Consider the following 25,556-nt stretch of genomic DNA (forward strand, 5'->3'; position numbering starts at 1 on the left):
CGGTCGGGGGCAATGCGGACGTAGCTCAGTTGGTAGAGCGCAACCTTGCCAAGGTTGAGGTCGCGAGTTCGAGCCTCGTCGTCCGCTCCAGAGAGAAACGAAGGCCCCGGTCCTGAGGACCGGGGCCTTCGTCGTGCGGCGTGGCGTTCGTCGTGCGGCGTGCGGCGTGCGGTTTCACGCGTGCGCCCGTGTGCGGCCCCGGTGGCCATCTGACATTTGTCATACGGCTTCATGACACCTCGCACTGCCCCCGGGGCCCGACGGCCGGAAGGCTGGAGGCATGAACACGGACGAGCGCGAAGAAGTGATTGACGTCACCGACGTGCGGCGGGTCTACGGAGGCGGGTTCGAAGCGGTGCGCGGCATCACCTTCTCGGTGGGCCGCGGCGAACTCTTCGCGCTCCTCGGCACCAACGGCGCGGGCAAGACGTCCACCGTCGAACTCCTCGAGGGCCTGGCGGCCCCGGCGGCCGGCCGCATACGCGTACTCGGCCACGATCCGCACACCGAGCGCGCCGCCGTCCGTCCGCGGACGGGCGTCATGCTCCAGGAGGGCGGCTTCCCCAACGAGTTGACGGTCACCGAGACGATACGGCTGTGGGCCGGCTGCACCAGCGGCGCCAGGCCCGCCACGGAGGTTCTGGACATGGTCGGGCTGACCCGGCGCTCCACGATCCGGGTGAAACAGCTCTCCGGCGGCGAGAAGCGCCGACTGGACCTGGGGCTCGCCCTGCTCGGCCGCCCCGAGGTGCTGTTCCTCGACGAGCCCACGACCGGACTGGACGCCGAGGGCCGCCGCGACACCTGGGACCTGGTGCGCGCCCTGCGCGAGGAAGGCACCACCGTGCTGATGACCACGCACTACCTGGAGGAGGCCGAGGCACTGGCCGACCGGCTGGCGATACTCCACGAGGGCCGCATCGCCGCGAGCGGCACCCCGGCCGAGGTCACCGCCGCCCAGCCGTCCCGGATCTCCTTCGAGCTGCCCGAGGGGTTCTTCCTCGGAGACCTGCCGCCGCTCGCCGAACTCGGGGTGACGGGTCACGAGACATCAGGCCGTACGGTCCTGCTGCGTACGGAGGAACTGCAGCGCACCGCCACCGCCCTGCTGCTCTGGGCCGACCGCGCCGGTGTCGCGCTGCGAGGGCTGGACGTGCGCTCGGCCTCGCTCGAGGAGGCGTTCCTGCGCATAGCCGAGCGGGAGACGGCCAGGTCACGGGGGGAGTCAGCCGGTCACGAGGCGGCGGACACGAGGAGCAACGGAACCTCGACCGAGAGGGCGGCGGCATGAGCACGCATACGGGCATGGGCACGGGCGCGGCCACTGCGGGCCGGACAAAACGCTCCAGCGGCGGGGACAGCGGTCACGACGGGCGCGGCAGTCGTGGCGGCAGGAGCGGGGGGCGCCTCGGTGGCGGTGGCACCACCTCCCCAGGGCGGCTGCGCGCCCTCGCCCGGGCGGAGCTCACCCTGCTGATACGCACCAAGAGCGTGATCGTCACCGCGGTACTCGTCCCCCTCGCGCTCCCGTTCAGCATCCGGCCCGCGCTGGACGAGGTCGATCTGAAGGCCCAGGGGCTGACCATCGGCCCGGTACTGCTGACCTCCGCGATCGGCTTCTCCTTCCTCTTCGCCGTCTACACCTCCCTGGTGACCGTCTTCGCCGCCCGCCGCGAGGAACTGGTACTCAAGAGGCTGCGCACCGGCGAGCTCAAGGACGCGGAGATCCTGGCCGGGACCGCGCTGCCCGCGCTCTGCACGGGCCTGGCGCAGTCCGTGCTCGTGGCCGTCGGCTGCACGGTGCTGCTGGACCTGCCCGCGCCCCCCGCCCCGCACCTGGCCGTACTGGGGCTGCTCACGGGCCTGGTGCTCTCCACCGCACTGGCCGCACTGACGGCCAGCCTCAGCCGGACCGTGGAGAGCGCGCAGGTCACGGCGCTGCCGCTGGTGTTCGTCTCGATGCTGGGTTCGGGCATGACGGTCCCGCTGGAGGTACTGCCCGAGAAGGTCTCCGCCGTCTGCGAGCTGCTGCCGCTCTCCCCGGCCATCCGGCTCGTCCGCGGCGGCTGGACGGGCGAACTGTCGGGATACGAGACGCTGGAGTCGGTGGCGGTGGCCGGGTTCTGGATCGTCCTGGCCCTCTGGGCCGTACGACGATGGTTCCGCTGGGACCCGCGCCGCTGAACGGTACGGGCCGACGGAGCCGGAGGAAGGGAGGAACGGGGTGGCGCTACGTACACCGAGGCCGGTGCGGAGCTGGCAGCGTGCATGGTACGCGAAGAGCAAGGCGGCGCGGGTCGAACTGCAGTCCGTGATCATGTGGCGCGTCCTGCCCTGGGTGTTCGCCGTCACGTGGATGGCGCTGCCGCTGCTCGGGGGCGTCCGGACCGGTCTCCTGCCGCGGCTGCTCGCCGCCTCGCTGCTCCTCGTCGGCATCCTGCAGATCGTGTGGGCGAACCGCCTGGTGCGCCCCGCCCTCGACCACTATCTGGAACGGGCCCCGCTCCGGCCGCGCGCCCTGTGGGCGCCGGTGGCCCTGCTGGGCCTGGCCCTGGTGCTGATAGGACTGCTCCACGGCCTGGACGCGGTCGCCCCGTGGGGCTGCCGTCTCTCCCTGGGCGCGGTCCTGCTGTCCTTCGGGAGCGTCTACGCCATGGTCGTGCCGATGCGCACCTACCTGCGTCACTCCCTGCTGTTCGGCGCCGTGCTCATGGTGGTGTTCGGGCTGCTGCGCGCGGATCTCGGCGAGGTGCTCTTCACGGCGGCGCTCACCGTCTTCGGCGCCGGGCTGGCGACGCTCGGCTCACGCTGCGGGGCGTGGACGCTGTCGGTGCTGTGGGACGCGGAGCGCTCGCGGGAGGTGGAGGCCCGGCTCGCCGTCGCCGAAGAGCGGCTGCGCTTCGGCCGCGATCTGCACGACGTGATGGGCCGGAACCTGGCCGTGATAGCGCTCAAGAGCGAACTCGCCGTGCAGTTGGCCCGGCGCGGCCGTCCGGAGGCGGAGGCGCAGATGATAGAGGTGCAGCGCATCGCGCGCGAGTCGCAGCGGGAGGTCCGCGAGGTGGTGCGCGGCTACCGTGAGGCCGACCTGGGCGTCGAGCTCTCCGGGGCACGGGGTGTGCTGACGGCCGCCGGCATCGACTGCACGGTGACCGGTCCGCCGGCGGCCGGGCTGCCCGTCCCGGTGCAGTCGGCGCTCGCCTGGGTGGTCCGCGAGGCGGTGACGAATGTGCTGCGGCACGGGAACCCTCAGCGGTGCACGGTGGCGCTGCGGACGGCCGGGGACCGGATCGAACTGTCGGTGGAGAACGACGGGGCGCCGGTCGCGGAGGCGCGGCCCGGCTCCGGCGCGGACACGGAGACGGGGCACGGATTCCCGGCGGACGGTTCCCCGGGCCGGGGATCCGGTCTCGTGGGGCTGCGGGAGCGGCTGGCGGAGATCGGGGGCACCCTGCGGACCGGGCCCGCCGGGGAGGGGGTCTTCCGGCTCACGGCGGAGGTGCCACTGCCGGCACCGTCCTCCTCATCCTCCGTGTCCTCGCCCCCTTCGTCCTCCTCATCCTCCTCGCCCCCTTCGTCCTCCTCGTCCTCCCGGGACGGCGGCGCGTGTTCCGGGGCGCGTGCCCCTGACGCGGGGGCCTCGTCCTCGTCCGACACCAGAACCGTTCCGTCCTCACTGAGCGAGGTCGCCCCGTGACGTCCGTACCGCCTCCGCCCGCCGGCGCCCCCGTCCGGCTGCTGCTCGCCGACGACGAGCACCTCATCCGGGGCGCCCTGGCCGCGCTGCTGGCGCTGGAGGAGGACCTGCTGCTGGTGGCCGAGGCCGCAACGGGGCCCGAGGCGCTGGCCATGGCCCGGGCGCACCGTCCGGACGTGGCAGTGCTGGATCTGCAGATGCCGGGGGCGGACGGTGTGAAGGTGGCCACGTCCCTGCGCCACGAGCTGCCCGGCTGCCGGGTGCTGATCGTGACCAGTCACGGCCGGCCGGGACATCTCAAGCGCGCCCTGGAAGCGGGGGTCCGCGGGTTCGTGTCGAAGACGGTGAGCGCCCAGCGACTCGCGGAGATCATTCGCACGGTGCACGCGGGAAACCGTTACATCGACCCGGAGTTGGCGGCCGACGCGATCTCCACCGGGGACTCGCCGCTGACCGCGCGGGAGGCGGAGGTACTGGAGTTCGCCGCCGACGGGGCTCCGGTCGCGGAGATCGCCGAGCGGGCGGCGCTGGCGGAGGGGACCGTGCGGAACTACCTGTCCTCAGCGGTCTCCAAGCTGGGGGTGGAGAACCGGCATGCGGCGGTGCGTCTCGCGCGCGAGCACGGTTGGGTATAGTTGCTCCCGCGCCACGGCGCAGTGCGGACGTAGCTCAGTTGGTAGAGCGCAACCTTGCCAAGGTTGAGGTCGCGAGTTCGAACCTCGTCGTCCGCTCCAATGAGAAGCGAAGGCCCCGGTCCTCAGGACCGGGGCCTTCCTCGTGGTGCGGAGAGTTTCGGGAACCTCAGTTCCAGCGGACGCCCGTCAGACGCTCGTAGGCCTCCACGTACTTGCCGCGGGTGGCCTCGACCACCTCGTCCGGCAGGGCCGGGGGCGGCTGCTCGGCGGTGCGGTCCCAGCCGGAGGCGGGCGAGGTCAGCCAGTCGCGCACGAACTGCTTGTCGTACGAGGGCTGCGCGCGGCCCGGCTCCCACTCCTCGGCGGGCCAGAAGCGGGAGGAGTCGGGGGTGAGGACCTCGTCGGCGAGGACCAGTTCGTCTCCGTCGAAGCCGAACTCGAACTTGGTGTCGGCCAGGAGGATGCCCCGGTCGCGGGCGATGGCCCGCCCCCGGGCGTAGACGGCGAGGGTGGCCTGCCGGAGCCGGGCTGCGGTGTCCGCGCCGACCTGGCGGGCGACCTCCTCGTAGGAGACGTTCTCGTCGTGGTCGCCGACGGCCGCCTTGGTGGCCGGGGTGAAGATCGGCGCGGGCAGCTCGGAGCCGTCGACCAGGCCCTCGGGGAGGGCGAGGCCGCAGACCGTGCGGGACGCGTTGTACTCCACCAGGCCGGAGCCGGTCAGATATCCGCGGGCCACGCACTCCACCGGCACCATGCGCAGCGACTTGCAGACCAGGGTGCGGCCGCGCCAGTCGGCGGGGGCGCCGGCGGGGAGTTCGGTGCTCAGGACGTGTCCCGGGACGAGGTCGGCGAGCTGGTCGAACCACCACAGGGACAGCTGGGTGAGGATGCGGCCCTTGTCGGGGATCTCCGTGGGGAGCACCCAGTCGTACGCGGAGATGCGGTCGCTGGCGACCATCACCAGGTCGCCCGCCTCGTTCTGGTACAGCTCGCGCACCTTGCCGGTGTGCAGGTGCACCAGACCCGGCACCTGGACGGGCTCGGGCTTTTCCACGAATCCGGACACGGTTCCTCCCCGGTTCTGTCCTATGGCTCCGATTCTCCCGTATACGGAACCCCGGCTTCGGCCGGGGTGGACGGGCGGAGACCGTAACGCGGCCGGCGCGGGGCGGGGGAAACGGCCCACGAAACGTTTACTCCCGTTTGCAGATGCGGTCCAGGAGGTTGGCGGTGGCGCGCTGGACACGGGCGTCGACGTGCCCGGGGCGGTCCAGTGCCGGGGACCAGGCGAAGGTTCCGGACGCGAAGACCAGTGCGCCGGAGGGAGCCCGGTACAGGGAGGTCTCCTGGTGACGCACGACACCCTCGGCATCCCGGTAGGGGGAGTGCGCGAGCAGGATGCGCTCCTCGTGCGCGGGGAGCGGGGCGCGCGGGAAGTAGCGATCGGCCTCACCCGCGACCAGGCCCGCGAGTTCCTCGCCGTCACCGACGCCGGCCCCCTCCCACAGCCAGTGGCCGGGGTTGCGCACGACCAACGGGCGCGGTTCCGGAACCTGGCCCTGGTACTGGATGCCGAGGACCTCCTGCTCCGGTCGGTCGATCTCCCGCCAGAGCACCGGCCGGCCGGGCCCCTGCCGCTTGCGGCAGGTCAGCAGCCGGTCGGGGGTGCCGGACGGGGACGGGCCCAGCTCCACCTGCCAGTACATCGAGTTGGAGGACAGGAAGACGAGCGAGGTGCCGCACTCCCGGGCCAGCTCGACGGCCCGCCGCATGTTCGCCGACCAGTACTCGTCGTGACCGGGGAAGACCAGGCCCCGGTAGCGGGTGACGTCCACACGTCCGGCGTGCAGATCGCGAGCGTCGGCGTAGGCGAGGTCGTAGCCGTAGCGCTCGGCCCAGCGGATGACGTCGTAGGCGTGGCCGACGTGCAGCGGGAGGCCCGCGCCCGCGTAGGGGCGGTCGAAGGAGACGGTGGTGGCCGCCTCGGACTCGCCGAGCAGCCGGCCCTCCTCGTCCCAGGCGTGGTAGAGGCTGGCGCCGGTGCGCCCGTCCTCCGGGTAGAGGTTGTACGCCTGCCAGGTGACGTCCGGCAGCAGGAGCAGCAGGTCGGCAGGGCGGGTGTCGCGCACGGTGAACGGCACGTGGGAACGGTGCCCGTCGGCCGTGGTCAGGACGGCCACGTAGGCGCCGGTGGTCCAGTCCCTGGGGACCTGGAGCCGCCAGGACAGCCACCAGTGGTGACAGGAGACGGTGCGCTCGGCGGCGAGCGGCGGGGGCTGGACTATCCCGGAGAGGCGAGGGCTGCTGGTCATCTTGCGGGCGCCCTCACCGCCGTAGTGCCCGATCCGGTAGATGTCGACGCCGAACTCCTGCGGCGGGTCGACGCTGATGTGGAAGTCGACGGCTTCACCGGGCACCACCGCCCCGGTCGAGGCGAAGCCCTTGATCTGGCCGCGCACGTCGTCCGCGGAGCGGGGGCCCGAGGTGCGGGCGGGGCGCCCGGAGGGATGGCGGGGGGCCGGAACGGAGGCGGTCCGGCGGCCGCCGGAGTAGTACTCCGTCTCCTCGGCGGCGGGGTCCACGTACCAGGGGACGACCTGGCCGGTGTCGCCGAAGTAGTACTCCTCTCCCCGCAGCCAGGGGAGGGGCCCCTGGCCGAAGGGGTCCGTGACGGCGTGCGCGAGGGCCCCCGACTCCCAGCGACGGATCCGCTCCGATCCCATACGCCGCCCCTCCCCCATGCCCTTTTCGCCTCCGCCGATGATCCCGGCGCCCTATGCCACTGTCAGCTGACGAATGCTCATGCCGCCTACGCGTTCGGACCAAGCACATCACAATATGCGCGCACACCGTCACCGTTCGTTGTGAATTTGACGAGAAGCGAAGACGAGGTGTCCGGTTGGCGCGTTTCGACGGGAACGACCGTCCACGGTGGCGGTTCACCGGCCGGAGCGGTGCGATGGGTACCTCGGGCCGTGCGGTGGCTCTGGACAGCGGGCCGGTGAGGGACGGTCGGTGGAGGTGGGCGGTCGGTTCGGGGGATCGGCGGGTGGCGGGTCGGCGGAGGGGCCTCGTCGGTCCAGGGCCGTCCGGATCAGACGAGCCGCACCGGCTTCTCCGCGCGTACCCCCGAACGGCCGAGCCAGTCCCGCAACGGGCCGGGGTCTCCGGTGTCCACCAGGGTGCGCACCCTCGGCGGCAGGTCCGCCGCCCGCTTTCCCCGGAGGAGCAGCGTGGGGCCGTCGAGCCAGTCGAGGCCCGGAACGGCGCCTGCCGTGTCCATGGCCGCGCAGCACACCAGGGCGGTGACGTGGTCGGCGAGCAGTTCCCGACCGGTGCGCGGGGGCTGGAGCGGGAACAGGGGCAGCATGCCGTCCTCCAGCAGGTCCCGGTCGGGTCCCGCCTGCTGCCCGGCGGCCGGTGCCGCACCGGGCCCGGCGGCGGCCTCCTCCCGCGCCACCTCGGCGGTGAGAACGGCGGCGAGCGCGGCGGCGGGCCCACTGCCCCCACCGGCCTCGTCCTCGTCCTCGTTCCCGCCCGCGTCGGCACCTTCGAGGACTTCGATGCCGTCAACGACATCACCGGCATCACCGGCGTCGGTGGCATCGGCGCCGTCGGCGGCATCGGCGGCACCCGAGACCTCGGTGGCCTCGGTGGCCGCGAGTGCGGAGTCGGGTACGCCGCCGGGTGCGCCCTCGCCGGGCGGGTCACCCGGATCGGGGTCCGGGTCCTCGGTGCCGGCGGCGGGCGAGCCGTGTCCCCCGCGCTCGGCCTCGGGCACCGTCAGGTGGTCCAGGACACGGGCGAGGGTCGGGCCCTGGGTGTCCGGGCGGGAGGTGTCGGGACGGTGATGGACGCCGAGCGCGTCGAGAACCCGGTGCAGCCGGGCCGCGTCCGCGCGCCACTTCCGGTCGACGACCTCTTCCGGGTACTCGTGCCAGGCGACCGGCGCCCAGTCCGGGCCGGGCTCCGCGGGCCCGCCGTGGAAGAGGCGGGCGGCCAGGAGCGAGGCCGCCTCGTCGACCGTGCCCGGTTCCTCCAGCAGGTCGCAGGCGGGTCGCTCGCCCAGCCGGGAGGTGAACCCCTCGGCCAGCCGATCCCGGCGCGACAGTTCGGTGAGTGCCGCCACCACCCCGGCGTCCAGCCGCGAGGGCCAGCGGCCCATCCGCCAGGCCGGCAGGGCCACCCTGGTCAGCAGCCGGTCCCAGCCCGCGTAGGCCAGCCCGACCTGCTCCTGGGCCACGATCCGCACCCCGTAGTCCACGGTCTGCGCCCGCTCCGCCGCCGCGGCGGCCACCCCGCGCTCCATCTCCGCCGCGTGTCCCCGGCAACTGCGGAGCAGCAGCCGGGCGACCCAGCCGGCACCGGCGCCCGCCGCCCGCACCAGCGGGCCGCGCCCGGGGGCGGAGGTCACGGCCACGGCCGCGTCCAGGCCGCGCACGAAGCGCCGGGCCGCCGCTATGTCCGGGTGGGCCGAGGGGCCCGTACCCGCGACGACCGGGGCGAGGACCGCCCGGAGTTCACCGACCCGCATCCACCACAGGAAGGGCGAGCCGATCACGAGCACCGGTGCCGCGTCCGCACGGCGGGAGCCGTCTTCCGTGCCGGGTCCGCCCGATGTCCGGAAGGCGGCACGCAGGCGGCCGCGTATGCCCCGTGCGCCGCGTATCGCCTCCCCGGGGCCGTCCCCTTCGGTGCGCGGGGGCCTGCCGTGGGCGCGGTGGGTGCGGTCCTCCAGCCAGCTGTCGCAGTCCGGGGTGAGGGCTATCGCCGAGGGCACGGGCACGTCGAGGCGGTCGGCGAGGTCGCGCACCATCCGGTACAGGTCGGGCGCCGCCTTCTCGCCGACCGGGACCGTGGGACTCACGGCCGGGCGGGCGCGGGCGACGACCAGGGCGATTCCCGCCCCGCACAGCAGGGCGACCACGGCGACCGTCGTGACCGCACCGCGCGCGGCGGACCAGCCGCCGCCGCTCAGACGGCCGTCGGCACCGCCCACGAGGAGGACGACGGCGACGGCGGCGGGCAGCAGGGCGACGGCCACCGCCCGGCTGCGGATCCGCAGCACGGCCAGTGCCCTGGAGCGCGCGGCGTGCGCGCCCGCCTCCACACCCATACCGGTCACGACCGGACGTCACCCCCTGCCTGTCGGCGTGCGTTGCTCACTCCCCCACTGTGGCACCCGCCACTGACATCGCAATGCCGGTGGGCCAAGTGCCGGAACGCTTGCGCGGCACCATAGTTGGGGCTTCCGGCCCCGTCATCCGGATGGGGGACCGGTCACTCGATGGAATGGCTTTGGGGAGAGCTGGGTGACCTGAGCGTGCATCGGCACGCGGTTTCCGGTAATGGGCCTTCGGCGTCGTCTCCCGACATGCCAGGGCCCCGGGCCCGAGTCGAGTCGGGAAACCGGGGCCCTGGTGCGTCGGGAGAGGCCGGCCGGACCGGGCGCGCGCCGGAGCGGGGCGCGCCGGTCCTCGGTCACTGCTCGCCGCTGGCGGCCTTCAGCGCGATGTCCGTGCGGTGGTGGGCGCCGTCGAGGTGGATGCGCGCCACGGCGGTGTAGGCCCGGTCGCGAGCCTGGGTGAGGTCCTCGCCGGTGGCCGTCACGGACAGCACCCGGCCGCCTGCGCTCACGACGGCGTCCCCGTCGCGCCGGGTGCCGGCGTGCAGGACGTAGGCGTGCGGGGCGTCCTGGGCCTCGACCTCGTCGAGACCCGTGATGGGGTCGCCGGTCCGGGGGGCGCCGGGGTAGTTGTGCGAGGCGAGGACGACGGTGACGGCCGCCTCCTCGCTCCAGCGCAGCGGTGCGAGATCGGCGAGCGTGCCGTCGGCCGCGGCCAGCAGCACTCCCGCGAGCGGGGTCTTGAGCCGGGCGAGGACCACCTGGGTCTCCGGGTCACCGAAGCGCGCGTTGAACTCGATCACGCGCACGCCGCGCGAGGTGATCGCGAGGCCGGCGTAGAGCAGTCCGGAGAACGGGGTGCCGCGGCGGCGCATCTCGTCCACGGTCGGCTGCAGCACCGTGGCCAGCACCTCGTCGACCAGCTTGGGCTCGGCCCAGGGCAGCGGCGAGTAGGCGCCCATGCCGCCGGTGTTCGGGCCCTCGTCGCCGTTCAAGGCGCGCTTGAAGTCCTGTGCGGGCTGGAGCGGGAGGACCGTCTCGCCGTCGGTGATCGCGAAGAGGGACACCTCGGGTCCGTCGAGGAACTCCTCGACGACCACGCGCTCGCAGGCGGCGGCGTGCCCCTTGGCGGCCTCGAGGTCGTCGGTGACGACGACACCCTTGCCGGCGGCCAGCCCGTCGTCCTTGACGACGTACGGCGCCCCGAAGGCGTCGAGGGCCGTCTCGGCCTCCTCGGGAGTCGTACACACGTACGACCGGGCGGTGGGGACACCGGCGGCGGCCATCACGTCCTTGGCGAACGCCTTGGAGCCCTCCAGCCGCGCGGCCTGCCCGGAGGGGCCGAAGCAGGGGATGCCCGCCTCGCGCACGGCGTCGGCGACGCCCGCGACCAGCGGGGCCTCCGGGCCGACGACGACCAGCCCGGCCCCGAGCTCCTCGGCGAGCGCGGCCACGGCCTTGCCGTCGAGCGCGTCGACCGGGTGCAGCTCGGCCAACTGGGCGATGCCGGCGTTGCCGGGGGCGCAGTGCAGCGCCGTGACGTGGGGGTCGAGGGACAGAGCACGGCACAAGGCGTGTTCGCGGGCACCGCTACCGATGACGAGGACCTTCACGGGGTGAAGCCTAACGGGCGCGGTCCTGTGGCCTTGTGCCGGGCGACGAGAGGCGGACCTGCCGGCGTTCGTACGATCGCCCGAACCGCGGCCCCCGGAGCCGACCCGAGGCGCAGGGCGGGCGCGTGCGGGGCGGGACCCCGAGCGGGTCCCCCGGCGGCGGAACACGCCCTCGTGCGACGGTACTCAACCCTTGCGGGCGGTCGGGCGGCCCCTTCCGCCCCGTGCCACCCGTTCGAATCACTCGTTCGAGAACTCCTCCATCACGGTCGCGCCCAGCTCGCGGACGATCAGTTCGTGACCGGAGAGCGCGGACTCGTCGAGGTCGGGGTCGTCCTCCTCCGCCATGTCGTCCTCGGGCGCGACGGGAGCCCGGCGCGGGGCGGGGTCCGCGGCCGCCGAGGCTGAGGGGGACGACCCCGGCGCTGGGGCCGAGGGACCGGCCGACGGTCGAGGCGCGGGGGGCGCGGCCTGCGCCGGGGCCGGGCGCGCGGTGGCGAGGGCGCCGCCGCTCCGGCCTGCGGCGCCACCGCTTCCGTACCCGTCCGAGCCGTGGCCTTCGGACTGGCCGGGCGGGGTCGCGGGGCCCGACGGGAGGCCGGCCCCGGCACCACCTCCGCCGCCGAACCCGGTGCCGCCGCCGTATCCGGCTCCGCCGCCGACCGGGGGCATCGCGCCGCCGGGGCCGAAGCCCGATCCGCCGCCCAGGGGTCCTCCGGAGCCGCCGGAGCCCCCGGAACCGCCCGATCCGTCGACGACCGCGTCGATCTTCCACTGGACGTGGAACTGCTCGGAGAGCGCCTGCCGCAGCACCTCCTCGCTGCCGCTGCTCGCGAAATTGTCCCGGGCGCCCGCGTTGACGAAGCCGATCTGCAGGGTCGTGCCGTCGAAGGCCGTGACCTGGGCGTTCTGGCTCAGCAGGATCCAGGTGAAGCGGCGGCGGTTCTTGACCGCCTCCAGGATGTTGGGCCAGAGCACCCGCGGGTCCGGCCCACCGGGAGCGGGGCCGGACCCGGAACCCGGGGCGGGGGGCGCCGGAGCGGCCGCCGCCGGCGTGCGCGGACCGGGGGCCGCGGCGGCACCGCCCGTCTGCTGTCCGCCGCCCCCCGTGGACGCGGTCGTGGGCCAGCCACCGGGACGCCGGCCGGCGCCGGTGGGCGCGGCGGTGGGCCAGGCACCGGGCGCGGCGGCACCGCCGGCGGAGCCGGAGGGGACCTCCTGCGGCGGGGCGGTCGGACCGGGCTGCGGCGACGGCGCGACGGCGCTCACCGCCGGGGGCTCACCGACCGGACCGGACACGGGACCGTTGCCGCCGGACGGAACGGGCGCGGCGTGCCCCTGCGCGGGACCCGCCTGCTGCACCATCCCCGCGCCGCCTGTGCCACCCGCGCCGTACCCCGCCTGGGGACCGTCGGCCGGTGCTCCGGTGTGGGGTCCGCCGTGGGCGCCGGGCCCAGGGACGTACCCCATGGCGGGGCCGGCACCGGCCGCGGCGAAGCCGACCCCGCGTTCCAGCCGGTCCATGCGGGCCATGACGGACCGTTCGTCGCCGTAGGCGGCGGGCAACAGGACGCGGGCGCAGATGAGTTCGAGCTGGAGCCGGGGCGAGGTCGCCCCGCGCATCTCGGAGAGCCCTTCGTTGACCAGGTCGGCGGCGCGGCTCAGCTCGGCCGCGCCGAACACGCCCGCCTGGGCCTGCATCCGCTCGACGACGTCGTCGGGGGCGTCGATCAGCCCCTTCTCGGCGGCGTCGGGAACGGCGGCGAGGATGACCAGGTCACGCAGCCGTTCCAGCAGGTCGGTGACGAACCGGCGCGGGTCGTTGCCGCCCTCGATGATCCGGTCGACCACCTCGAAGGCCGCCGCCCCGTCCCCGGAGGCGAACGCCTCCACCACGGAGTCGAGCAGCGAACTGTCCGTGTAGCCGAGCAGCGCAGTGGCCATGGCGTACGTCACGCCCTCGTCCCCGGCACCGGCGAGGAGCTGGTCCATCACGGACATGGAGTCACGCACGGAACCGGCGCCCGCCCGCACGACCAGCGGCAGCACCCCGTCCTCGACGGGGATGTCCTCCTGCTTGCACACCTCGCCCAGGTAGTCCCGCAGCGTGCCGGGCGGCACGAGTCGGAACGGGTAGTGGTGGGTACGGGAGCGGATGGTCCCGATGACCTTCTCGGGCTCGGTGGTGGCGAAGACGAACTTCAGATGCTCCGGAGGCTCCTCGACGACCTTGAGCAGCGCGTTGAAGCCGGCCGGCGTGACCATGTGGGCCTCGTCGATGATGTAGATCTTGTACCGGCTGCTCGCGGGCCCGAAGAAGGCTTTTTCCCGCAGGTCACGGGCGTCGTCCACACCACCGTGCGAGGCGGCGTCGATCTCGATCACGTCGAGCGAGCCCGGCCCGTTGCGCGCGAGGTCGCGGCAGGACTGGCACTCGCCGCACGGCGTCGGCGTCGGGCCCTGCTCGCAGTTCAGGCAGCGGGCCAGGATCCGGGCACTGGTGGTCTTCCCGCAGCCGCGCGGACCGCTGAACAGGTACGCGTGATTGACCCGGTTGTTCCGCAGCGCCTGCTGCAGCGGGTCGGTGACGTGTTCCTGCCCGATGACCTCGGCGAACGACTCCGGGCGGTAACGGCGGTACAGCGCGAGAGAGGACACGCCTACGAGGTTATAGGCGCCCACCGACAACGGACCCCGTCACCGGGGAGACCCCGCACACGCCGACGGCCACGATGCGGTCCTGCCGGTGGCCGGGGCCGGGGAACACGGGGACCCGGGAAGTCAGGGGGCCGGGAGACCCGGGGGTCCGGAAGCCCGGAAGGCCCAGAGGTCCCGAAGGCCCGGCGGTCTTGAAGGCCCGGCGAAAACCAAAGACCCCCCACGCACCCGCCAGAGCCGACCTACCCTTGCTGCCTTCCGGCCCTGGGGGAGTTCAGTCAGATAGCGCCGCGTGAGGGGCTGAGGCCCAGCGTACCCGATCCCCGGCCCGCCGATCGAGTTCGCAACCACTCCCCTCGGTCATGTAATGTTCCCGGCGGAGGATTCGCCTAGAGGCCTAGGGCGCACGCTTGGAAAGCGTGTTGGGGGCAACCCCTCACGAGTTCGAATCTCGTATCCTCCGCCAGTGCCTCACCGGGCACGATGTCGAAGGGCCCCCTGGAAACAGGGGGCCCTTCGTCGTTGTCCGGCTGCATTTCCCCCGCACCGTCCGTGCGCTTTCCGTCCGCGCGCCCGGGGAAGCCCGATCGTTGTGGTGTCCGAATGGGCGGTGGCAGGGTTCGGGGTCCGGTACGCAGCAGTTCGTGCTGGGGGAAGGGAGGTGTCGTGAGGTACGGGTACATCGGGTCGATGAAGGTCAGGCCCGGGTTTCGCGAGGAGGTCGTGGCCATTTTGCTGAGTGGGGCCGACGGGTTGCGTGAGGCCGGGTGTGAGCTCTACGTCGTGGGGGTGGCCGAGGACGACGACGTGACGATCTGGGTGAGCGAGGTCTGGCGGAGCAGGGAGCACCACAGTGCTTCGCTGGAGTTGCCGGAGACGAAGGCCGCCATCGGCAGGGCGATGCCGATGCTGACCGGGGAGTTCACCGGGCGGGAGGTGTCGGTCGTGGGTGGGCTCGGCGTCTGGTCGGCCGGACGGGCAGGCGGTGGACGGCCGGAAGGGCGGACGCGGTGAGGCGCCCCGTGTGAGGTGGGGCGCCTCGGTGTGTTCGGGGCGGGGTCAGCCGCCCTGGCCGGCGCTGCCCATGGGACCGACCTTGACGGAGGTGCCGGAGCCGTCCGTGACGGGGAGGGAGGCGGCGCCGGGCCAGGCGAGCGTGACCGACTTCGTCTCGTCCGGCGGGGTCACCACGAGGCCGGTGATGCGGACGCCGGAGCCGCCCGAGTCGTTGACCGGGTAGGAGATGTAGAAGGTGTCGTGGTCGCCGTTCTTGAGGACGACCGCGGGGTCGGCCGTGCCCTGGCGCTTCGCGGACACGTTGCCCGCGTTGGTCTTGAGGTCGACGCCCGCGAAGCCGGCGACCGTGCAGGACCTGCCGCTCTTGTTCGTGAAGGTGACGTTGACGGTGTTGTTCTCGTCGCCGGTGATGGTGGCGTCGTTGGCCGTGATGTCGAGGTCGTCGGTGCGGCACTTGGCGACGCCGCTCTTGGCCGAGCCGTTGTGGCCGCTGGTGGCCTGTCCGGCCGAGTCCTTGCCGACGGAGCCCTTCGCGGCACCCTGGGCCGAGCTGTTGTTCGAGCCGCTGGTCGAGCCGCCGTTCGAGGAGGATCCGGAGGAGGCGGCCGATCCGCCGCCCTGTGCCATGGCGTTGTCGTCGTTCTGGCAGGCCGTGAGCGCGAGACCCGCGGCGAGGGCCAGGGCGGCGATGGTGATCTTCTGAGCGCGCATGGTGTCTTCCTCAGTTCGTCGTCGGTTCGGGTGTCCGTCCGGCGGTGCGGCCGAGCGGCGTTTCCGATCACCTAGAGCGGCTCGTTCCGGGGCCTCGTTCCTGCCGCCCGTCCGCTAATACACCCCTGTTACAGCCGGCGTACGGGTGTCCGGCGGCGCTCACCGGGCCCCGACCCGGCGGTCCTGGCAGGACGCCCGTTCCCGAGGGGTTCCACCGCCGTTCCGGGTCCGTGCGCGGTGGGTGGTGTCCCGGCACGGTTCTGTGACGTCCGCGGCACACGGCCGCGACCGGCGCTCGTGCGGAGGGTCAGAAGGGTTCCGATGCCGTGCCCACCGGGACGTTCACCGCCGCCGGGCCTCCGTACCCCGGTCCCAACCCCGTCGCCGGTCGGCCGGGCCGCTGGGTCACCTCGAGGTGCCTCAGGCACCAAAAAGTGCGTTCTTCCAGTTCAGGCCGCACTCTCCTACGGTTTCCCAGTAACCACTGGAGAGTCTTGAGAGGCGGACGCCATGCCCATCGACCTGCTGAACCCCGAGGGACTGCCCGTTGTCGACGTCTACCGGCAGGTGGCCGTGGCCTCCGGGTCGCGGACGGTCTACGTCGCCGGGCAGGTCTCCTGGGACGCCGAGGGAGTCACCGTCGGCGAGGGTGATCTGGCCGCCCAGGTGGAGCGCTGCTACGTCAACCTGGCCACGGCCCTGTCCGCGGCCGGTGCCACCTTCGCGGACCTGGCGAAGCTGACGGTTCACGTCGTCGACTGGACGCCGGACAAGATGCCGCTGCTCATCGAGGGGATCTCCCGGGCCCGTGCCACGCTCGGGGACGTCCCGGTGGCTCCGGCCACGCTGATCGGCGTGGCGGCGCTGGACGTGCCCGAGCACCTGGTCGAGATCGAGGCGGTCGCCGTCCTCGACTGAGCGGTGCCGGGCCGTCGGCACGCCCGCGGTGCCCAGCCGTGCGCACGCCCGCGGTGCCGGGCCGCCTGCGCGGTCCCGGCACCGCCGGTCGGGGTGAGCGGCCCGCCCGGCTACCCGCGTGCTCCCAGCGCCGCCGCCGGCGGAGTGCGCAGGGCGTGGCGGGTGGGGAGCTGGAGCGAGAGGTACGCCACCGTCGCGATCGTCAGGACCGTGGCGGGGACGAGCCAGACCGGGCCCGCCGGCCAGGGGTGGTGCAGGAAGGCGGTGCCCAGCAGGGCCAGCGGGACGGCGCTGAGGGCCATGCCCGCGAACAGGGCACCGGCGGTGATGAGCACCGCCTCGCGGCGCATCATCGCGCGGATCTGGGCGGGTGTCGTGCCGTTGAGGCGCAGCGTGGCCATCTCCTCGCGGCGCTGGGAGGTGGTCGCCACCAGCTTGTTGGCGATGCTCAGCAGCAGGTAGGCGAGCAGGACGACGATGGTGGCCAGGTTGATCCAGACCTCCGCCGGCGCGTCCGACAGTCCGCCCTCGCTCTCGTCGGCGGTCTCGCCCATGTCCAGGCCGGGCGTCTTCGCAAGCAGGGTCGCCAGGGCGTGTTCCGCCTCCGGGGTGCCGTCGGTGCGGACGAGGACGCTCTGGTCGAGGCCGGTCGTGGTGTGCGGGCTCGCGAGGTCGTGGGAGAGGGCGAAGGGGCCGAAGCCGAGGCCGCGCCCGTAGACGGCGACCACGCGCGGGTGGGCGGTGGTGCCGTCGCCCAGGGTGAGCGTGATCCGGTCGCCGACCGCCGCGTCGAGCGAGCGGGCCGTCTCCTCGCTGATCGCTGCCGTGGCGCCGCGAAGCCGGTCCAGGCCGCCCTCGCGCACGTCGAGGTCGAGGACACGGGGTGCGTCGGGGGTGAGGATCGTCGCGCCGGCCGACTCCGTGGTGACGTCGCCGAGTTCGCGGTAGGAGTACACCACCGTGGTCGTGGTGACGGGCGCGGCCTCCTTCACGCCCGGGGTGTCCCGTACGTCGTCGAGCAGGCCGGTGGGCAGTCCGCCGAGGCCGGGCGCGCTCACCCGGTACTGGGCCAGGGTGCCGGCGCGGGTGTCCTGCGCGGTGGCCTCCGCCACGGTGGTCAGGGTGAAGGCGTACGTCAGGACGAAGGCGACCGCCATGGCGAGGGTGCTCACCACTCCCGCGACGCGCAGCGCGTAGCCGCGGACGTTGGCCACGGCGAGCCAGGTGGGGGCCGTGGTGCCGGGGCGCAGGCGCCGGGCGAGCGCGGTGCCGGCCCACCGGGTCAGCGCCGGGCCCGCCATGGCGAGGCCGATCGCGCCGACGATGCCCGCCATCTGGGTCGCCGCCGCCCCGATCGCGGTGCGGGACAGCAGCGGGGCGGCCGAGAGGGTCGTCGCGGCGACGATCACGAGCAGGCCGCCGTAGGTGCGCAGCCGGGCCGGCTCGCGAGGCTCCGTGCGGGACTCGGCGACCGCCTCGGTGGCGGGCCGGGTGGAGGTGCGCCAGGCCGCGCCCCGCGCCGCGAGCTGCACGGCGGCGGCCAGCAGCACGGCGGTGGCGAGCGCGGGCAACGGGCTCACGGTGAGGGGAAGCGCGGAGGGGACCGCGCCGCGGTCCACGAGGAGGTCCCTGAGCCGGTCGGCGAGCAGGTAGCCGAGGGCGGCGCCCGGTACGTACGCCATCGCGGTGACGACCATGGCCTGCGCGGCGGCGAGCCGGCGGATCTGCTTGGGGGTGGCGCCGACGGCCCGCATCAGGGCGAGGTCGCGGCGCTGTCCGTTCACGGCGACGGTCAGCGCGCCCGCCACGACGAAGCCGGTGATGAGGACGACCACTCCGGCGAGGGAGGAGGAGATCAGCAGGAGCAGCGGGCGGGAGGCGCCGTCGCCGGGCGAGACGGCGTCGCCGCGGTCACTGCCGGTGAGGACCTTCAGGTGCCTGGCCGTGGTGCCGGACTCCGCGAGCCGGTGGCGGACGGCGGTGGCCACCTCGTCGGTGTGCCCGGGGGTGGCGCGCAGTCCGATCAGGTCGACGGTGCCGGCGCGCGGGCCGCTGTCGCGTCCGGCGAGTGCGGTGGCGGCGGAGTCGGCGAAGAGGACGCCGGCGCCTGGGGCGTCGATGATCGCCGTCAGGCGGTAGTCGGCGGCGGGGCGGCCTGCGGCGGCGACGCGGACGCGGTCCCCGACGGCGGCCCGGGCGGCGGTGGCGGTGGCGCGGTCCACGGCGACCTCGTGGGCGCCGGCCGGGGCCTTGCCGGTGACGCGCGGGTGTGCCAGCAGGTGGACGGAGGACCAGCCGTGCCCGGCGGTGGCCGGGTCGACGGCGGTGGCGAGGGCGCCGTCGGTCCTCTCGACGGCGGCCGGGAAGCCGAGGTCGGTGGCCGCCCCGGTGACGCCGGGGAGTGTGGCGAGCCGGTCCACGAGGCCGGCCGGGACCGTGCCGCGTTCGGTCAGCGGGACGGTCATGTCGCCCGGGGCCCGCACGCTCTGCTCGGCGGCGACGATCACGTCGGCGCCGGCCAGCCGCCCGGCGGGAAGGGAGGAGCGCAGTCCGGACTCGGCGAGCACGCCGGTGCCGGTGAGCAGGGCGGCGGCGCCGAAGACGGCGCAGGCCACCGCGAGCAGGGCGGCGATCCGGTGGCGGGCGGTGCGCAGGGCGAGGTGCAGCATGGTCAGCGTCCTCCCAGGGCGACCAGGCGGTCGGCCAGGCGGGGTGCGGTGGGGGCGTCGAGGGTCTCGACGACGCGGCCGTCGGCCATCACGAGCGCCCGGTGGGCCTGGGCGGCGGCGGCCGGGTCGTGGGTGACCATCACGACGGTCTGGCCCAGCTCGTCGACGAGTTCGCGCAGCAGCCGCAGGACCTCGTGGGCGCTGCGCAGGTCCAGGGCGCCGGTGGGCTCGTCGGCGAACACCACGGCCGGCCGGGTGACCAGCGCGCGCACGATCGCCGCGCGCTGCTGCTGGCCGCCGGAGAGTTCGGTGGGCCGGTGGGTCAGCCGGCCGGCCAGCCCGACCCGCTCCACCAGCATCTCCAGCCACGCGCGGTCGGGCGCGCGGCCCGCCAGGCGCAGCGGCAGGGTGATGTTGTCGGCGAGGTCCAGGGACGGGACGAGGTTGTACGACTGGAAGACGAAGCCGACGCGTTCGCGGCGCAGTTCGGTGCGCCGGGTCTCGTTCAGGCCCGCGATCTCGTGGCCGTCGATGCGGATGCTGCCCGTGGTGGGGGTGTCCAGGCCCGCGGCGCAGTGCATCAGCGTGCTCTTGCCGGAACCGGAGGGGCCCATCACGGCGAGGAAGGCGCCGCGCGGCACGGTGAGCGAGACGTCGTCGAGGGCGCGGACACCGCCCGAGTAGGTCTTGCCGACCCGGTCCAGGACGATCGCGGGGGCGGGGGCGGCGTGCCCGGTCCGAGCGGGGCCGGGGGCGGCGAAGGGCCGGATCATCGCCGACCCCGCAGACGCTGCAGGACGAGCGCGGTGGCGCACGCGGCGGTGACGACGCCGAAGGCGAGGTGCACGGCGGTGGAGGTGTCGCCGTAGGAGGCGACGGTGTTGGCGAGGGCGCTGATCACCAGGACCGTCCAGAGCAGCGCCCGCAGTACGTCGGACCGGCTGACCCCGGAACGTGCCGGCGCGTGGTCGTCGGCGGGGCCGGTGAAGCGGTACGGGTCGGGGTGCGACATGGGGACTCCTCGGGGGACGCCGGCGGGCTGTGGACCCGCCGTTTCGGCACACCCAAGACGCTAGGCAGCCGGGCCCGTCCCTCCGAGCCCGCCAGCCGCCCGGTCCGAGGTACAGCAGGCTGTACTCCTCGGCTCCCGGGCTGACGGCGAACGGTGCGGCGCCCTAGGGTCGTTGTCGGAAGGAGGCCACCATGCCGACGCACGACACGCCCCGAGACACCTCGGGGACGTGGCCGCACCGGGACACCCCGGAGGCACGCGAGGAGGACCGGGCGCCCGGCACCGGCGGCTCCCACCGGTACACCGGGCCGGGGAGCACCCGCGGTGTCCGTGGTGTTCGCGGTGCCCGTGGTTCTCACGGCACCTCCGGCCCCGGCGGTGACGCGGAGCCGGGGCGGGCCGGTGAGACCGGCGGGCCCGGCGAGCCCGAGCGGGATCTGCGGACCCTCGCCACCCGGGCCGGCAAGGACGCGGCGCACGGCCTGGAGCAGCTCACCAGTGGTTTCGGCACCGCCATGATGGCGCTCGTCGTCCTGGTGACCACCGTGCTCACCGCTCTCGCCTGCCTGGTCGGCATCGGGCTGCTGTTCGCCCCGGTCACGCTGCGGATCCTGCACGCGCTGGCCGGACGCGAACGCGACCGGCTCAGCCGCTGGGGGCCGGAGGTCATCGCCCCCGAACCGCCGCCCACCCGGCTCCGGCCGGCCCTCACCGACCCCACCACCCGACGCGAGCTGGCCTGGCTGGTCCGGCACAGCACGCTCGGTCTGCTCCTCGGCTTCCTCGCGCTGCTGCTGATGCTCTTCGCGGTCCGCGACGCGACCTTCCCGCTGTGGTGGCGGCTCGCGCCGCAGGACTCCTCCAGTACCTCGCTGGGGTTCGGCGTCGCCCACTCCTGGGCCGACGCCCTCGCGGTGACCCTGCTCGCCGTCGGCTGGATCGCGATCATCCTCGGCCTCGTCCCCGGGATGGCCCGGATCCAGGGCAAGCCCGGCCGGCGCCTGCTGTCGGCCGGGCCCGAGGCCGACCTGTCCCTGCGGATCGCCCAGCTCACCGCCACCCGGGCCGCCGCGCTCGACGCCCACGCCACCGAGCTGCGGCGCATCGAGCGCTCGCTGCACGACGGCACGCAGAACCGCATCGTCACGGTCACCGTGCTGCTCGGCGCCGCCCGCCGCATGGTCGCCCGCGACCCGGCCGGCGCCGAGGAACTGCTGGAGCGCGCGCAGAGCGCGGCCGAGCAGGCACTGGCCGAGCTGCGCACGGTGGCCCGCGGCATCCTGCCCCCGGTGCTCGCCGACCGCGGGCTGGCCGGCGCCCTGAACGGCCTGGCCGCCTCCTGCCCCGTGCCCTGCCGGATCGACGTCGAGGCGACCCAGCGGTGTGCCGCCTCCGTCGAGGCGACCGCCTACTTCGTGGTCGCCGAGGCCCTCACCAACATCGCCAAACACAGCGGCGCCCGCCACGCCGAGGTCACCGTGCGCACACACGAGGGCCGGCTGCGGCTGCGCGTCACCGACGACGGCCACGGAGGCGCCGACGAGGACGGCGGCTCCGGACTGGTCGGCATCCGCCGCCGTATCGCGGCACATGACGGAACACTCGCCCTGGCCAGCCCCCGTGGCGGCCCGACGACCCTTGAAGTGGAACTTCCATGCGGATTGTGATCGCCGAGGACGACCCCCTGCTGCGCGAGGGCCTGGCCCTGCTGCTGCGGGCCGAATCCCTCGACGTGGTGGCCACCGCCGGCACACCCGACGATGCCCTGAAGGCCATCGACGAGCACACCCCGGACGTCGCCATCCTCGACGTGCGAATGCCGCCGACGCACACCGACGAGGGCATCGTCGCCGCCGTCGAGGCCCGGCGCCGCCACCCGGACCTCGCGGTCCTCGTGCTCTCGGCGTACGTCGAGCAGACCTTCGCCACCGAGCTCCTCACCGGCGGCGTCCGCAAGCTCGGCTATCTGCTCAAGGAGCGGGTCGGCCGGGTCGAGGAGTTCCTGGACGCGCTGCGCCGGGTCGCGGAGGGCGGCACCGCCATCGACCCCGAGGTCGTCGCCCAGCTCTTCACCCGCAGTCGTGAGGACAGCCGGCTGGAACGGCTCAGCCCGCGCGAGCGCGAGGTGCTCGCGCTGATGGCCGAAGGGCTCGGAAACACGGCGATCGCCGAGCGGCTCGTCGTCACCGACGGGGCCGTGCACAAGCACATCCGCAGCATCTTCGCCAAGCTGGACCTGTCCCCCGCCGACCAGGTCGACCGCCGGGTGGCGGCCGTTTTGCGCTACCTCGACGACGTACGCCGACGGGGCTGACGGGGCTGGTCCGTTCCCGCGCCCCCCGCTCCCGCAGGCGTCCGACGGTCCGTCACGCCGGGTGGCCCGTACGGCACTCGGCGTTTTCGCGGGCCCGTCCGGGTTAAGCGGAACTCCATGGACCGGGACCTGGGCAGGAACAGCGACACGGGCGCGGACACGGGCACGGGCACGGGCACGGGCACTCACACGAACGCGGGCAGGGGCCGTGTGCGTGTCGGCGCGTGCTCCTGGACGGACCGGGCGCTGGTGAACAGCGGCTGGTATCCCGAGGGCTCCCGCGACGCCGAGGGCCGACTGCGGCACTACGCCTCGCGGTTCTCGCTGGTGGAGGTCGACTCCAGCTATTACGCGCTGCCCAGCGCCCGCAACAGCGCCCTGTGGGTGGATCGCACGCCCGAGGGGTTCCGGTTCGACGTCAAGGCGTTCTCCGCGCTCACCGGGCACCCGACCCGGCAGGGCGTCCTCCCCGCCGAACTCCGCGGGCTCCCCCAGGGACCAAAACTGCGCGAGGAGGTGTGGCGGCGGTTCACCGAAGCCATTCGTCCGCTCCGGGAAGCCGGGCGGCTCGGCACCGTGCTGTTCCAGTTTCCGCCGTGGTTCTCCCCGGGCTCCCGCGCGGTGGCCGCCCTGCGGGAATGTGCGGAGCGGGCCGCCGACTGGCCCCTCGCCGTGGAGTTCCGGCATCCGGCGTGGTGGCGCGAGCGGCAGTACGACGCGACCTGCGCGCTGCTCACCGAACTCGGCCTGGCGGCCGTCGCCGTGGACATGGTGCAGACCCTGCCCACCTCTCTACCGCCCGTCGCCCCCGTCACCTCGCTTCGCCTCGCCGTCGTGCGCTTCCACGGGCGCAGCCCGGCGTGGGGCACGGGCAGCAAGGAGGAGCGGTTCCGGTACGACTACACGGCGGACGAACTGCGGGAGTGGATACCCCGGCTCCGGACGATGGCCGACCGCACCGAGGAGCTGCACGTTCTGTTCAACAACTGCTGCGGGGAGGCCGCCGTGCGGGCGGCGGCACGGATGGCGGAGCTGCTTGGTGAGGAGTGGGGCGATCGGGTGGATGTTTCACGTGAAACGGGCGACTGGGCTCGTTTCACGTGAAACATCCGACGGACCTCCCTACTCACGGGAAGCACACGGTGGCACCGCTCGCCCCACTTCGGAGCTGCGGCAGCACAGCCGCCGCCCGACCCGTCAGCCGATCCGGATGTCCTGCTTCACCGTCACCTGGTCGATGTCCGTCGTCCGCACCGTCACCTTCATCGTCCACACGCCGGGAAGCGGCAGGTTGAGGCTGTCGGAGGCCCAGTAACCGCCCTTGTCCTCGAGTTTCGCGTCGAGCGGGCCGAGTTCCTGGTCCGCCAGGGTGAACGTGAGACGGACCTCCGGGACCGTCACGATGCCGCTGTCCGGCCCGTACGTCACGACCTGGACCGTGTTCTCGCCCGACCGGCCCGGGGTCAGGTCGACCTGCGCCTTGCCCCGGCCGGCCGCCGAGCCCACCACGAAGGGGACGGTGGCCGAGGCACCCAGGGTCGGCGAGGCCGCCTGCTGAGCGGCGACGGCCTCCGTCTCGGCGCGGCCCGGCTGCGTGCCGGTGAGCAGCGTGGTCACCACGAGCACCATGACGCCGACGGTGACCTCGGTGAGCACGGAGGTGCGCAGCCGGCGACGATCGGCCGACGCGGGGCCGAGACCGAGGCCAGGGTTCGGGCCAGGGCCGCGGTTCGGGCCAGGGCCGGGGGCCGGTCCGGACTCCGGCTCCGGCTCCGGCTCCGGCTCCGGCTCCGGCTCCGGCTCCGGCTCCGGCTCCGGCTCCGGCTCCGGCTCCGGCTCCGGGCCAGGATCGCGGTCCGGTCCGGGATCGCGGTCCGGTCCGGGCACTGGGGCCGCCGTCTCGTGCGGCGCGGCCAGCCGAGCGGTGAAGCGGCGGGAGTACGCGGCGGCGGCCAGCAAAACGACCACGGCCAGCAGCTTGGCCGTCAGCAGCCTGCCGTAGGTCGTCGTGGTCAGGGTGTCCAGGGAGCCCAGGCCCCGCCAGGACTGGTAGACGCCGGTGGCCACGAGGACGAGGACCGAGGCGAAGGCGAGACGGGAGAAGCGGGTCACCGCACGGGCCGGGAGCCCTTCGGGCGAGCGGTACAGCGTGGTCAGCAGGACCGCCAGACCGCCGAGCCAGGCCGCCATCGACAGCAGGTGCAGCACGGCGGACGTCATCGCCGCGGGCACCTGGATGCCGGCGGAGGCGTGCTCGGACATGGCCCAGGTGAGGGCGAGGGCCAGGGACAGCAGCGCACCGCCGGTGAGCCGCAGCCGTTCTCTCATCGGTGCCCCTTCCACGGGGCGCAGCGGGAAGAAGACCGCCACCGCGAGGAGCGGCAGCCGCAGGAGGAGGGCGAGGCCGGGGCGGGTGGCGGCCGTGTCGTCGAGCAGCGTCGGATCGAGGGCGGTGGCGGGTCCGGTGCCCCGCTCGTACGGGCCGCGCAGCAGGAACAGCGCGAGGGTGGCGGCGAGCAGGGTCCACCACCCCAGGCGGGCGGGACCCCGTGCCGGGGCGAGGCCGGTGGCGGCGGCGAACGCGAAGACGCCGATCAGGAGGGCGATGCCGCCGTAGGCGAAGTAGCGGGCGATGTCGTAGAGGGTCGTCGAGGCGCCGTCCGAGGACGGTTCGGCGGGCAGCGCGGCGGCCGTGGGGGACGGCTTGCCGATGGAGAAGGTGAACGCGCCCGAGACGGGGTGACTGTCTGCGGAGACGACGCGCCAGCCGATGGTGAAGGTGCCCTTGCCCATGCGGGCGGGGAGCGTGATGCGGGCGGTGTCGCCACGGCCGCCCGCCCGGGTGGGCCTGCCTGTGTGGAGACGCCGGTTGGTGTGGTCGAGCACGCGGAAGGAGTCGTCGAGCAGGCCGACTGACTCGCTGAAGGTGAGCGTGACGGTGCGGGGGGCGGTGCGGACGACGGTGCCGTCCTGGGGGTCGGAGGAGGTGAGGACGGCGTGGGCGGAGGCGGGGGTGCCGCCGGCGACGAGCAACAGGAGGAGGGTGGCGGTGAGGAGGGTGAGGGCGCGGATGAGCCGGTGCTGGGGGGTGGGGCGGTCCCGCTGTGCGTCCACGTCCGTTGCGTCTCCGTACGTTGCGGTCGGGGGGTCGGGGGATGGGGGCCGGGAGGTCCAGGGGTCAGGTGGG

Annotated in this window: 19 protein-coding genes, 3 tRNA genes and 1 other RNA gene; 12 read left to right on the forward strand and 11 right to left on the reverse strand. The window is 74.0% G+C overall.

Translation table 11 applies throughout. The annotated features are described in order from the left end of the window. The first annotated feature begins 14 nt into the window (after nucleotides 1-14). From OHB09_RS15625 to OHB09_RS15650, 6 genes are all read left to right on the forward strand, one after another. A tRNA-Gly gene (locus OHB09_RS15625) sits at nucleotides 15-90 on the forward strand. 190 nt (nucleotides 91-280) lie between these two features. Next, complete coding sequence (locus OHB09_RS15630; protein WP_328922119.1) at nucleotides 281-1,291, forward strand: ABC transporter ATP-binding protein; 1,011 nt, start codon at nucleotides 281-283, stop codon at nucleotides 1,289-1,291. A gap of 14 nt (nucleotides 1,292-1,305) precedes the next feature. Next, the gene (locus tag OHB09_RS15635) at nucleotides 1,306-2,184 is read left to right on the forward strand and encodes an ABC transporter permease (RefSeq protein ID WP_374111872.1); all 879 of its coding nucleotides are present in this window, start codon (nucleotides 1,306-1,308) and stop codon (nucleotides 2,182-2,184) included. A 40-nt stretch (nucleotides 2,185-2,224) separates the two neighbouring features. After that, complete coding sequence (locus OHB09_RS15640) at nucleotides 2,225-3,697, forward strand: sensor histidine kinase (RefSeq protein ID WP_328922120.1); 1,473 nt, start codon at nucleotides 2,225-2,227, stop codon at nucleotides 3,695-3,697. After that, complete coding sequence (locus OHB09_RS15645; RefSeq protein ID WP_006141437.1) at nucleotides 3,694-4,332, forward strand: response regulator transcription factor; 639 nt, start codon at nucleotides 3,694-3,696, stop codon at nucleotides 4,330-4,332. Before OHB09_RS15640 ends, OHB09_RS15645 begins: the two co-directional genes overlap by 4 nt. 23 nt (nucleotides 4,333-4,355) lie before the next feature. After that, nucleotides 4,356-4,431: transfer RNA gene (locus OHB09_RS15650), tRNA-Gly, on the forward strand. A gap of 67 nt (nucleotides 4,432-4,498) precedes the next feature. Here the strand turns inward: OHB09_RS15650 and OHB09_RS15655 are convergent. The 6 genes from OHB09_RS15655 to ffs all read right to left on the reverse strand — a co-directional run bounded on the left by OHB09_RS15655 (nucleotide 4,499) and on the right by ffs (nucleotide 14,033). Continuing rightward, complete coding sequence (locus tag OHB09_RS15655) at nucleotides 4,499-5,398, reverse strand: phosphoribosylaminoimidazolesuccinocarboxamide synthase (RefSeq protein WP_191853891.1); 900 nt, start codon at nucleotides 5,396-5,398, stop codon at nucleotides 4,499-4,501. Nucleotides 5,399-5,525: 127 nt separating this feature from the next. Then, nucleotides 5,526-7,055 carry a N,N-dimethylformamidase beta subunit family domain-containing protein gene (locus OHB09_RS15660; RefSeq protein WP_319116609.1) on the reverse strand — a complete coding sequence of 510 codons (1,530 nt, stop codon included), beginning with the start codon at nucleotides 7,053-7,055 and terminating at the stop codon, nucleotides 5,526-5,528. 371 nt (nucleotides 7,056-7,426) lie between these two features. Beyond that, entirely contained in the window at nucleotides 7,427-9,448 is a 2,022-nt protein-coding gene (locus tag OHB09_RS15665) for a hypothetical protein (RefSeq protein ID WP_319116694.1), read from the reverse strand. A 365-nt stretch (nucleotides 9,449-9,813) separates the two neighbouring features. Then, a complete protein-coding gene (gene purD, locus OHB09_RS15670) occupies nucleotides 9,814-11,070 on the reverse strand; it encodes a phosphoribosylamine--glycine ligase (protein WP_191890493.1) in 1,257 nt (418 codons plus the stop codon). A gap of 240 nt (nucleotides 11,071-11,310) precedes the next feature. Beyond that, nucleotides 11,311-13,728 carry a DNA polymerase III subunit gamma and tau gene (locus OHB09_RS15675; protein ID WP_191890494.1) on the reverse strand — a complete coding sequence of 806 codons (2,418 nt, stop codon included), beginning with the start codon at nucleotides 13,726-13,728 and terminating at the stop codon, nucleotides 11,311-11,313. Between the two features lie 208 nt (nucleotides 13,729-13,936). Further along, an RNA gene (gene ffs / locus OHB09_RS15680) (signal recognition particle sRNA small type) lies at nucleotides 13,937-14,033 on the reverse strand. Nucleotides 14,034-14,106: 73 nt separating this feature from the next. On the opposite strand from ffs, the gene OHB09_RS15685 reads away from it, so the two are divergent. Next, nucleotides 14,107-14,194: transfer RNA gene (locus OHB09_RS15685), tRNA-Ser, on the forward strand. A 200-nt stretch (nucleotides 14,195-14,394) separates the two neighbouring features. Next, entirely contained in the window at nucleotides 14,395-14,742 is a 348-nt protein-coding gene (locus OHB09_RS15690) for a putative quinol monooxygenase (protein ID WP_006141429.1), read from the forward strand. 45 nt (nucleotides 14,743-14,787) lie between these two features. On the opposite strand, the gene OHB09_RS15695 is transcribed toward OHB09_RS15690, so the two are convergent. Beyond that, the gene (locus OHB09_RS15695) at nucleotides 14,788-15,456 is read right to left on the reverse strand and encodes a DUF4232 domain-containing protein (protein WP_006141428.1); all 669 of its coding nucleotides are present in this window, start codon (nucleotides 15,454-15,456) and stop codon (nucleotides 14,788-14,790) included. 510 nt (nucleotides 15,457-15,966) lie between these two features. Here OHB09_RS15695 and OHB09_RS15700 point away from each other — a divergent pair. Then, on the forward strand, nucleotides 15,967-16,374 hold the full coding sequence (locus tag OHB09_RS15700; protein WP_006141427.1) for a RidA family protein: 408 nt from the start codon (nucleotides 15,967-15,969) through the stop codon (nucleotides 16,372-16,374). A 110-nt stretch (nucleotides 16,375-16,484) separates the two neighbouring features. Here OHB09_RS15700 and OHB09_RS15705 read toward each other — a convergent pair whose 3' ends face one another. From OHB09_RS15705 to OHB09_RS15715, 3 genes are read right to left on the reverse strand one after another with little or no spacing between them, the layout of a single operon-like run. Beyond that, nucleotides 16,485-19,043, reverse strand: a complete 2,559-nt coding sequence (locus OHB09_RS15705; protein ID WP_328922121.1) for an ABC transporter permease — start codon at nucleotides 19,041-19,043, stop codon at nucleotides 16,485-16,487. Between the two features lie 2 nt (nucleotides 19,044-19,045). Next, nucleotides 19,046-19,816, reverse strand: coding sequence for an ABC transporter ATP-binding protein (locus tag OHB09_RS15710; RefSeq protein WP_093590949.1), 771 nt, complete (start codon nucleotides 19,814-19,816; stop codon nucleotides 19,046-19,048). Beyond that, on the reverse strand, nucleotides 19,813-20,055 hold the full coding sequence (locus OHB09_RS15715) for a hypothetical protein (protein WP_006141424.1): 243 nt from the start codon (nucleotides 20,053-20,055) through the stop codon (nucleotides 19,813-19,815). Before OHB09_RS15715 ends, OHB09_RS15710 begins: the two co-directional genes overlap by 4 nt. A gap of 191 nt (nucleotides 20,056-20,246) precedes the next feature. Here OHB09_RS15715 and OHB09_RS15720 point away from each other — a divergent pair, with 191 nt between their 5' ends. From OHB09_RS15720 to OHB09_RS15730, 3 genes are all read left to right on the forward strand, one after another. Beyond that, nucleotides 20,247-21,722 (forward strand): sensor histidine kinase, encoded by a 1,476-nt coding sequence (locus OHB09_RS15720; protein ID WP_006141423.1) that lies wholly within the window; start codon nucleotides 20,247-20,249, stop codon nucleotides 21,720-21,722. Continuing rightward, nucleotides 21,710-22,369 carry a response regulator transcription factor gene (locus OHB09_RS15725; protein ID WP_006141422.1) on the forward strand — a complete coding sequence of 220 codons (660 nt, stop codon included), beginning with the start codon at nucleotides 21,710-21,712 and terminating at the stop codon, nucleotides 22,367-22,369. The genes OHB09_RS15720 and OHB09_RS15725 overlap by 13 nt, the downstream gene beginning before the upstream one ends. A gap of 117 nt (nucleotides 22,370-22,486) precedes the next feature. Further along, entirely contained in the window at nucleotides 22,487-23,473 is a 987-nt protein-coding gene (locus tag OHB09_RS15730; protein ID WP_328922122.1) for a DUF72 domain-containing protein, read from the forward strand. A gap of 93 nt (nucleotides 23,474-23,566) precedes the next feature. Here the strand turns inward: OHB09_RS15730 and OHB09_RS15735 are convergent, their stop codons facing one another. Continuing rightward, nucleotides 23,567-25,483 (reverse strand): copper resistance CopC/CopD family protein, encoded by a 1,917-nt coding sequence (locus OHB09_RS15735; protein WP_328922123.1) that lies wholly within the window; start codon nucleotides 25,481-25,483, stop codon nucleotides 23,567-23,569. Nucleotides 25,484-25,556: the final 73 nt, after the last annotated feature.

Origin of the sequence: Streptomyces griseoaurantiacus (assembly GCF_036189845.1) — a bacterium.
Taxonomy (GTDB): Bacteria; Actinomycetota; Actinomycetes; order Streptomycetales; family Streptomycetaceae; genus Streptomyces; species Streptomyces griseoaurantiacus.

Excerpts from the sequence above, each read along its gene's own strand:
- OHB09_RS15630 (WP_328922119.1), top strand. The coding sequence starts at position 281 with ATGAACACGGACGAGCGCGAAGAAGTGATTGACGTCACCGACGTGCGG.
- OHB09_RS15635 (WP_374111872.1), top strand. The coding sequence starts at position 1,306 with ATGGGCACGGGCGCGGCCACTGCGGGCCGGACAAAACGCTCCAGCGGC.
- OHB09_RS15660 (WP_319116609.1), bottom strand. The coding sequence starts at position 7,055 with ATGGGATCGGAGCGGATCCGTCGCTGGGAGTCGGGGGCCCTCGCGCAC.
- OHB09_RS15665 (WP_319116694.1), bottom strand. The coding sequence starts at position 9,448 with ATGGGTGTGGAGGCGGGCGCGCACGCCGCGCGCTCCAGGGCACTGGCC.
- OHB09_RS15695 (WP_006141428.1), bottom strand. The coding sequence starts at position 15,456 with ATGCGCGCTCAGAAGATCACCATCGCCGCCCTGGCCCTCGCCGCGGGT.
- OHB09_RS15700 (WP_006141427.1), top strand. The coding sequence starts at position 15,967 with ATGCCCATCGACCTGCTGAACCCCGAGGGACTGCCCGTTGTCGACGTC.
- OHB09_RS15705 (WP_328922121.1), bottom strand. The coding sequence starts at position 19,043 with ATGCTGCACCTCGCCCTGCGCACCGCCCGCCACCGGATCGCCGCCCTG.
- OHB09_RS15710 (WP_093590949.1), bottom strand. The coding sequence starts at position 19,816 with ATGATCCGGCCCTTCGCCGCCCCCGGCCCCGCTCGGACCGGGCACGCC.
- OHB09_RS15715 (WP_006141424.1), bottom strand. The coding sequence starts at position 20,055 with ATGTCGCACCCCGACCCGTACCGCTTCACCGGCCCCGCCGACGACCAC.
- OHB09_RS15720 (WP_006141423.1), top strand. The coding sequence starts at position 20,247 with ATGCCGACGCACGACACGCCCCGAGACACCTCGGGGACGTGGCCGCAC.
- OHB09_RS15725 (WP_006141422.1), top strand. The coding sequence starts at position 21,710 with ATGCGGATTGTGATCGCCGAGGACGACCCCCTGCTGCGCGAGGGCCTG.
- OHB09_RS15730 (WP_328922122.1), top strand. The coding sequence starts at position 22,487 with ATGGACCGGGACCTGGGCAGGAACAGCGACACGGGCGCGGACACGGGC.